Below are 9,820 nucleotides of genomic sequence, written 5' to 3' on the forward strand. Positions count from 1 at the left end.
CTTCCACCGTGGTAAAGGAATGGGACGAAAGCATCCCACGGATCACTGCTTCCGTTTTCAAAGGGAACGGGAAATCGAGCTCATGGGTGTGTAAGCACCTTACCAGTAACCGTGAAAAACAACCGATCCCCTGAGCAAATCGAAAAATTGCGGGAAGGCGTTGCTGACTATGATAAATGGGACAGGGTTTTGGAATATTTTCAGTCCCTAATTCTGTGACGAGCAATTTGTGAAGTCACTTTAAAGAGGAGAATTTTTGGTATGCCAACACTCAATTTCAAAGGAAAACACCACATCTACGCCCACCATCTCTCTGTCCCGTACCATCCCCTTGAACCTGACGAAAGCCGATCCTGCAACCCATCCGGCGAAGAAGATAACCTCATCATTCACGGCGATAATCTGAATGCGCTTAAAGCGTTGCTCCCTCGCTACGCGAACCGCGTCAAGTGCATCTACATAGACCCACCCTACAACACCGGTAATAAGGATTGGATCTACAGAGACGACGTAAATAATCCACCTATGCAGGAATGGTTCAAGGAACACAGTCCCGTTGACAACGAAGATATGGAGCGGCATGACAAATGGCTTTGCATGATGTGGCCCCGGTTGCATCTACTCAAAGCATTGCTTGCGCCCGATGGGGTCATCTTCGTTTCTATTGATGATAATGAACAACATCGTTTACGGATGCTAATGGATGAAATTTTTGGGTTAGAGAACTCCATCGCACAAATAGTGGTCCAGACAAATCCACGTGGTCGTTCTTTGCAGCGACATGTAGCACAAACTCATGAATATGTTCTGATGTATGCCAAGGATATAAAAACGGTAAAAGTTTATAAAATCCCGAAAACAGAAAAATCTCTTTCAGAATATAATAAACAAGACAAAGGCGGATCCTATCGTCTCTTACGTTTACGGAATACTGGAGTCCAGTTTTTCAATCGAGAAACTCGCCCGAACCTATTCTTTCCGATCTATGTAAATCCAAAGACCGGAGATACATCTCTTATTCCCAACCTAAATTTCCCTATTGAAGTTTTACCGACAACTGACGACGGTGTAGAAGGGTGCTGGACATGGGGCAAAGATAAAATCAACAAAAATCCCGGACTAATTGTAGGCCAAAAAGTCCGTGGCGGTAAATGGAGGATTTACCGTAAGGATTACTTGAAAGACGAAAGTTTGCTGACCCTGCCTAAGTCAATGTTGACTGGCACAGAAGTCAATCATGAGGTTGGTAAAGAGATGCTAACAAAATTATTTTCCGCTGCACCTTTTGAATATCCTAAATCAACAGAACTGATAGCAAGTTTAGTGAGGATTGCTTGTAAGAGCGATGGGATCATCCTTGACTCTTTCGCTGGTAGTGGAACGACCGCTCACGCAGTTTTAGCACTCAACAAAGAGGATAGAGGTAATAGAAAATTTATCCTCGTCGAATGCGAAGAGTATGCAGACACCATCACTGCTGAGCGCGTTCGACGCGTCATAAACGGCGTTGAGAACGCTAAAGATACAACGTTGAAGGAAGGTCTCGGAGGTTCTTTCACTTACTGCACTCTGGGCAAACCTATTGAAATAGAAGCGATGCTCACAGGAGAATCTCTGCCCTCGTATTCAGTCCTCGCTGCCCACTTGTTGTTTGCTGCTGCCGGTGTTTCTATAGGAGATGAGAAATTGGAGAAGAAAAACGACGACGGGCTTTTTTACTCCGATGACAAAAACGATTACTACCTGCACTACCAATCCGATCTTGATTACTTGAGCAGCGACGAGGCATTACTAAAGCAGGAGCACGCCGAACGCATCCGAGACACCAGTCGTCAGAATGGTAAAAAAGCGATCGTCTATGCAGCAGGCAATTACATCGGGCAGCGTGAACTCACAAAAATGGGAATCACATTTTGTCAACTCCCTTATGTCCTGCATGAAAGGTAAAGAGGTGGAATTATGATGGAATTAAAAGTATATCAACAGAACGCACTGGACGCTTTTAGCCATTGGCTAGAGGCACTTGAGGAGACGCAGAACACCTCGAAAACCGCTATAGAGGCATTGAAACAAGCAGGGGTTGATAGCATTCCCGCCGAGTTGCAAAATTATCCCCAAAATGCATGGCAGAATTTGAAACAGAACGACAGCGTTGCCCCAACTGCTGGCGAATACGTTACGCGCACCGATGACGCAAAACGTCCCATCCCACACGTCTGTTTTAAAGTGCCAACGGGTGGCGGGAAAACCTTGCTCGCAGCGGCCGCTTTGGAACGTCTCCATCGGCAGCGCGGGCTAACACTATGGATTGTGCCGACTAAGGCGATCTACGCACAAACGAAAACAGCCTTATGGAACAAGGAACACCCGTATCGTAAAATGTTGGAGCGGGCAAGTGCCGGTAGCGTCAAAATGCTTGAAAAGGATGACCCTTTCAATAGGGACGATATTGCTAATTACCTATGTGTTATGCTCCTTATGTTACCCGCGGCGAATCGACAGAAAGGTAGGGAGTTTCTCCGGATGTTCAAAGATACCGGGAAGTATCCGAGTTTTTTCCCTGACAGTGACGACATCTTCGGCGACGCTCGTATGCGAAATGAATATCCCGATCTGGAGTGTAAAAGCGAAAGGGAAGGTGGAGTCGTCAAGCAGAGTCTGTTTAACGTGTTTAAAATGCTCCGTCCTGTTATTGTTTTAGACGAAGCACATAAAGCATACGGCGCGAGCAGACAGAAAGCAAACGAAGAATTTGCCCGCTCCATCAACCGCCTTGATCCTCGAATGATAATAGAGCTTTCCGCGACCCCTAACCGCGGCATCAGCAATTTACTCGTTGATATTGACGGAACCGCCTTAAAAAAAGAAGAGATGATTAAGTTGCCTGTCCAAGTGAAATCCAATTCCAGGAAAAACGCAGAAACGACTTCTTGGAGAGACGATTGGCAATACACTTTACAGCAAGCAGTGGATGAACTCCAGCGACTCAATGATGCGGCAGAAGCCCTTGAAAACACCACTAACCGATATATCCGACCGATCGCTGTCGTTCGCGTCGAGCGGACAGGCAAGGATCAGAGAGATGGCGAGCGTATCCATGCTGAGGATGTGCGCGAATATCTCACGCGTTTAGGTGTGTCACCGGAAGCAATTCGCGTCAAATCCTCCGAAAACGATGAACTCCAAAACGAGGACTTGCTTTCTGAAATGTCGCAGGTTCGCTGGATCATCACAAAATCCGCACTCATGGAAGGGTGGGATTGTCCGTTCGCTTACTTGTTAGTAATGTTAGACAATACACAAGCACAAAAAGCAATCACACAACTTGTAGGACGTGTGATGCGGCAACCGCATGCACAACTTACAGGACAAAAAGCATTAGATCAGTGTTATGTCTATTGCAACAACACCGACGTGGGCATCGCCGTCGAGCAGGTCAAAAACGGGTTAGAATCCGAAGGTCTCACCGGTTTAGGAGATGAGGTCGTTGGTGCTGCAGGCATACAGGAAATCGAGGATTTTCGCACACAAATCGTGAAGCGCCGAGCGCAATTTCAAGATCAGGCGATCTATTTGCCGGTGGTCCTCCATAGGGATGGAGACGCGTGGATTCAACTCAATTATCAATCACATATTCTACCACACATAAAGTGGTCAGCGATTCAAGCTCCCACCCCAAATGCTTCTGCATCCGATAGTATGATATGGCAATCTGCAACCGTTGACGTTGGCGAGGCACCGCCTGTTTACCACCCTGATCAAGAACCCTATGTTGACAAAACAGTTGACATCTCCGATTTTGCGCGGCGTCTGTCAGACCTTTTGCCGAATCCGTGGCGAGCCGCTTGCATTGCATCGCAGATGCGCGAAAGTCTCAGACAAAGCGGCAAAACTGAAGAAGATATTTACGATAGACGTTCTTATCTCGTGCATGCGTTGCGGGAGCATGTAAAGCATGAAATCGAACAGCAGGCGGAGTGGGTATTTCGTAGAAAGTTGGATCATGGTGAAATCCGTTTTGACTTAGAGACAGAGGAACCTAATTACAAACTCCGATATCAGTATGAAATAGAGGTTAGAGCGAATGATAGACCACTCACAAGGTATGGTAGTCCTGTTCAACTCAGCCTCTTTGAACCCATATTTGAACAACATTTTGATAGCGAGTTTGAAAAGAAATTTGCGTATTATCTTGATGAACGTCGCGCCCTACAATGGTGGCATCGAATCGCTGTGCGTCAACGCGGAGAGTATTACGTGCAAGGTTGGAAACAGGGACGTATTTACCCAGATTTTGTTGCGATGACCCGCGAAATTGCAGGTGTAACGCGCGTATTGATTTTCGAGACAAAAGGAGAACACCTTGGAGGCAACCTCGATACTGAATATAAGAAAAAGGTCTTGAAAACTCTTGAAGATACATTCAACAACGGCGGCACGATGATGGTCCGCGAAGGAACAACACGGGCAGGTATCTTTCAACTCGTATTCAGCGAGCAGGAGTTTCCAGAAATCACTGCGCGTCTGGGGGAGCATAACTTGACGGAGGCGGATAACTAATACCATTTCTGATTGAAATTGTAGCATAAACTTCAGTTCGTGCATGCTTGTAGCATAGACTGTTAGTCTGTGCACTCAGGGGCTGCTAATGCAATATAAACTTTTAGAAGTGGTATAACTTTATAACGTAGGTCGCCGTATTTGTCCAATTGTGAGGATCGATAAAGGATTGTTTTATAAACCTGAATCTGTTAAACCTTATATCTTGGATATTGTGATAAAATGCGCAATAAGGAGAATATTGAATGTCTAATACGACTCCACTTCGGACAGTGATCGTTGGATGCGGTATGATAGCGGCGGGAGGCTACCAGCCACGATGCCAAGCGTACCCACACCGTATTGAACTCGTTGGCTATTATGACGAAGACGAGAGACGCGCCGCAGCATTGGCAGAACGCAACGGCGGACACGTTTACAAATCACTTGAGGAAGTGCTGAACGATCCAAATGTAGAAGCGATTGTGAATTTGACAATTCACATCTCCCACTATCCAGTTTCATTGGCAGCACTGAAAGCGGGAAAACACGTTTACTCCGAGAAACCGATTTCCATCCGAACCGACGAGGCGAACGAACTCGTAGAAACAGCGGAAGCGATGGGATTAAAACTGGCGTGTGCCCCATCGGCGATTCTCGGTTACGTCCAACAGAACGTCTGGCAACGGATTCGTGAGGGTGAAATCGGTGATGTGATCTCTGCGATCGGGAACTTCGGGGGTCCCTTGGAACACTGGCATCCGAACGCAGACGCTTTTATCATGCATGCGGGTCCCTTCCGAGATGTCGCGCCTTATCCGCTTACTGCGATGACAACGATGATCGCGCCGGTCAAAACCGTGCACGGCTTCGCACGCGTCGCTGTTCCGAAACGGATGTTGCACCAAGGTCCACGGAAAGGCACCGAATTTGAAGTAAATGAGAAGGATCACGGATTCGCTGTGCTTGAGTTCGAGAACGGCGCACACGGACTCATCTATCACAGTTTCACTGTCTCTTCTGGGATCCCACCCTACGAAATCCACGGCACGGCAGGTGGATTCTCCCTTCAGGCACACGACGATGGACGCGGTATCCAAAAGTTCACGCCCCAAGATCGATGGCAAGCTGAAGTCTCGCCACCGAAAGCGTTTACCGGATTAGATTGGGGCAAAGGCGTTGCGGATTTCGCGGACGCAATCCGATCTGACCGAAATCCGCGCTGTAACGGCGCACAAGCACGACACGCCTTAGAGGTATGCGAGCGGATCATCGAATCGTCTGACGCGAGGAGACCTATCGATGTCGAGAGCCGTTTCCCGGCACCGCCGCCTGTCGACGATGTAGCACCGTGGGAAGATGCTTAATATGAATCGGGAATCGGAGTTCCCTCCTACCGAAGGGTGAGCATGTTGATGAAAAGGCGGTACGCGCCTCCTACACCTGCTGGGAGTTGCCTATAGAAGGCGTAAGCGGCATAAGTGTAAGTGCCTTGTCCGTATTTCGCTGTGAGGAACCCGCCGTGTTGTGGCTCTTGCTCACGGTCGTTGCAGGTGAGGAGTGCCTGATAGTTTGCGTCCCATTCGGTGAGGAATTTAGAACCACGCTCCTCAACCCATCCCTCGAAATCGGTCTCCGCAATTGGATTGGGATGCTGGAAGATCGGATGGTCGGGCATTAAAATCGTTACGTGGGCGTCCTCTTCGGAGACTTCCTCGGGTCGTCTGCCCATCGTATACGGATAGGGCCCAAAAGGCGCGGCATCAAATTCCGGGGTTTGATATTGAACGATAAGGTTACCGCCGCCGTGCACGTAATCGAGGAGCCTGCTGTTATAGGCGATGAGATCCTGCCGAACGGCATACGCCCGGATGCCAATGAGGATCGTGTCAAATTGATTCAGATCGCCGGTGCGGAGTTCTTCTCTGTCGAGCATCTCCACGTCAATACCGATCTGCTGCAGTGCTTCGGGCACTCTGTCGCCTACCCCCATGATATACCCAACACTCACATTCGATGGGACTTTGAGTGGGATACTGTGAAGGGTCATGACAGCAGGGCGATACAGGTGCCGCGGTTCAAGGTCTGGATGGTCGATTGTCTGATAGCCGGTGGTATATTCCTCGCCATTGTATGCCGCGATTGCCTGGATCGTGTACTTTCCATCAACTTCAACATCCTTGGCAGATACCTGAAAAGCAAACATTTTGCTCGCCCCTTCGTGCGTAAACGCGAAAGGTGCGTTCTCAGGTGATGATCGCCATCCCTCTGGCAATTTGAGGGAAAGTGTGCCTTCTGCCACACCCTTTACATTATTTAGCATCTCCACTGTTGCGGTAAATGTTGTTTCTCCACTTGCCACATCGGGTTCGGAGATCGGAATCACACCGATATGCGGTGAAACAGATACACTGATAGCAGGGGCGACCGTTAGCAAACGTCGTCTTTCCCCCCACGGTCTATTAATTGAAACGGTTTGTGCTGGCTGCGTCAGTGTAACGTCCACTCCATCTACGCGATAGGTTACAACGCCATTGACTTCAGGTGATGCGAAAGGGAGGAAGCGAAATTCAGGATGTTTCAGTGTATAGACAGCATCGTGGTATTCGGACACTCGGGTCCAATACGGTTGCGTGTAATCCACGTTCTGTGGCACTTGCACCTCAAACGCGATAGAGATGGGACCGTTCGTCCGAATAGGGACTATTTCTGCCCGATCCGAGTCCTTCTCGGCACGATGCACATTCCAACTTTCAGGAGTGTCGAGCCAAGCATTGACGAGTTCTGTAGCAACGGGACTGGGATTCACCATTCGCATCCCAATTGAAAATTTTTGTCCCGGAATTGCGACAGCGAAGGTTTCAGGAGAACGGAAAAATCCTTCTTGCGCGCCTTCGGGCTGGACGAGTACCTCCAACGAACAGCCGAGTGCAGTGTTCACAGCATCCATCAATTCCTGTTCTTTATTCTGGAGGAGAAAAAGCAGATGTGCGCGTATAGCGTCATCAAGGTCTACGCGCTGGAGATTTCCGATTAAGCCGCGAGCTGTTTTTAACCCGTTTGCGAGATGCGGAACGACTGTCCAAGGCTGGCGGGCATCATAATCACGAACTGCGGCATCAATGCTTTCTTGAAGTTGTGTGAATTCTGCGTCCAAGGCAGATGTGTTTGCCACCTTCGCCATGCCCTTAAGGGTCGTGTCAATCCCGTCAAAGAGACTCTCTTCGGGTTTTTCTTTTTCGGGGGTTAGGGTCGTATCCACTAAGCGTAATTCCGTAACGGCAGATCCCTTGGAGGCGCGGGTCTGTCCCATACCTTGTGACCGTTGGAAGCTCAGTCCCTGACGCGCAATTTGGGAGTATGAGAGTCCTAACAAGGCATTATATTCACCTGTATCGATTTTTAGCATAGGTGTATCGGGCGTTTCAGTGTTACTGCGGCGCCATCTGGAACGCGAGATATAGAGTTTCTTCGGTTGCCACGGGTGTAGCCCTTCAGAAAGGTGTTCCGGGAATCGATTCGCATCGCCTGCGGCACGGAACGCCTCCAGCGTCACGACCCCGGATACCTGATGGTGTCCGTGTCCATCTTGGCGATTGCCTTGAAACCGAGAGATGATAACATCGGGACGATAGAGACGGATGAGGCGCACCATATCCTCCAACAGCATCTGATAGTCCCATTTTTCCAGGGTCTCGTCCAGTCGCTTGGAATACCCAAAATCGACAGCACTGCTGAAAAAGAGGTCGATACCGTAGTAGCGCACAGCGGCGAGATGCTCCTCGGTTCGGACGATACCCAGCGCGTCAAACAATTCGGGTCCGATAAGGTTTGCACCGCCCTCACCCCGCGTGGTTGAGTATAACCCTGTTCTGACACCGCGTGCGCGGCTGAGCCACGTTAACAACGCGCCGTTTTCGTCATCAGGATGCGCGACGGTGTGTAGAACGGTAGCAGTTGTCTGTAGACGTTGCAAGGCGCGCCAGGTTTCTGAAGCGTTTGTTGCTCCCGCCATTTCTCCCGTGTCTGCCATTGTCATATTCCCTCCTACTATTCCGAACAATGCGAAAACTAAAATTGGACCTACGATTTTTCTGTGCATGAGAAGATTCTCCAAGGGAAGACGAGCGTATATTATTCACTGTATGGAAAGATCATGCGCTGCTATTTACAGAAATTCGCGCGGAGCATTTCCACGCTCTGTGGGACACCGATGTGTGCATCGGCTTTTCCTTCAAATTCAATGGATACGTATCCCCGAAATCCAACTTCTTTTAGAATATTGCCTATTTTAGCATAATCTAAATCCAATGTATACCATTCCCCGCCACCGTAATAGGTTTTGGCATGGACAAGCACTGCCTCATCTGCAATTTGTTCCAGTTTTTGATACGGATCTGACAGGAAATTTCCGCAATCCATTGTCACCTTCAGCCAGTCTGAGTCGATGGCAGCAACGATGCGATTGACCCCTTCAGGTGTACAGGTGAGTCCCCAATGGTTTTCGAGTCCAAGAACAACCCCGTATTTCTCGGCATCCGGGAGGCATTTTTCGATAGCGGCGATGACCCACGCAAACGCCTCGTCTTCTGTATGTCCGGGGAGTGTCGGTTCTTGTCCTTCGGTTTTCATCAATTCATCGAAAGAGGGAACAGTGCCCCAACGTCCTGAGTTGAGGCGAATTGCGGGGATACCGAGTTCGTGTGCTAATCGGATGCAGTGAATCGTGTGATTTATATTTTTTTGTCGAGTTGCCTCGTCCGGGGAAACGAAGCCTTGATGGATGGAGAGTGCGTATAGATCGAGTCCGTGAATGAAGGCGAGCCTTTTCAGTTTCTGCAGATACGGATTCGCTTCCGATGCCATCTGTTGATGTAAAATTTCAATGCCATCGAGTTCAAGCCGTGCGGCTTCCTCAATGACGTGTTCAATCGGTACCCGTTCAGGTTTAAAATGCCAATAAGAGTAAGTGGATACACCGAGTTTGACACTCCCACGTCTAAAGTCATGGGATTCTTGCTTCTGCATTTGTAACCTCCCGCAAGTGGAGGAATTACACAAACTCCACAAGCGTTTTAACTCTCCGCGTGCCCCGCGGCGAGCGTTCTTAAATTGAGTGCTGCGTTGACATCTCTATCAAGAAACGTTCCACAGCGACTACAATCATACTGTCTATCTGATAGGGTTAAGTTGTCTTTCTTGTGTCCGCAACTGCTACAAATCTTTGAACTTGCGAAAAAGCGATCCGCCTGCACAATCGGGATACCCAATGCTTGGGCTT

General features: G+C 48.8%; 6 protein-coding genes. 3 read left to right on the forward strand and 3 right to left on the reverse strand.

Translation table 11 applies throughout. The annotated features are described in order from the left end of the window. Window positions 1–261 precede the first annotated feature (261 nt). From F4X88_09370 to F4X88_09380, 3 genes are all read left to right on the forward strand, one after another. Complete coding sequence (locus F4X88_09370) at window positions 262–1,947, forward strand: site-specific DNA-methyltransferase (protein MYA56491.1); 1,686 nt, start codon at window positions 262–264, stop codon at window positions 1,945–1,947. 12 nt (window positions 1,948–1,959) lie between these two features. After that, the gene (locus F4X88_09375; GenBank protein MYA56492.1) at window positions 1,960–4,560 is read left to right on the forward strand and encodes a restriction endonuclease subunit R; all 2,601 of its coding nucleotides are present in this window, start codon (window positions 1,960–1,962) and stop codon (window positions 4,558–4,560) included. A gap of 245 nt (window positions 4,561–4,805) precedes the next feature. Then, complete coding sequence (locus tag F4X88_09380) at window positions 4,806–5,906, forward strand: Gfo/Idh/MocA family oxidoreductase (GenBank protein MYA56493.1); 1,101 nt, start codon at window positions 4,806–4,808, stop codon at window positions 5,904–5,906. A gap of 26 nt (window positions 5,907–5,932) precedes the next feature. Here the strand turns inward: F4X88_09380 and F4X88_09385 are convergent, their stop codons facing one another. The 3 genes from F4X88_09385 to F4X88_09395 form a co-directional block, all read right to left on the reverse strand. Further along, window positions 5,933–8,641 (reverse strand): PIG-L family deacetylase, encoded by a 2,709-nt coding sequence (locus F4X88_09385; GenBank protein MYA56494.1) that lies wholly within the window; start codon window positions 8,639–8,641, stop codon window positions 5,933–5,935. A gap of 62 nt (window positions 8,642–8,703) precedes the next feature. Further along, window positions 8,704–9,567, reverse strand: coding sequence for a sugar phosphate isomerase/epimerase (locus F4X88_09390; protein MYA56495.1), 864 nt, complete (start codon window positions 9,565–9,567; stop codon window positions 8,704–8,706). 47 nt (window positions 9,568–9,614) lie between these two features. Then, window positions 9,615–9,820 (reverse strand): transposase (locus F4X88_09395; protein ID MYA56496.1); only part of this gene is annotated, 206 nt, incomplete at its 5' end.

The organism is Candidatus Poribacteria bacterium (assembly GCA_009839745.1).
Classification (GTDB): domain Bacteria; phylum Poribacteria; class WGA-4E; order WGA-4E; family WGA-3G; genus WGA-3G.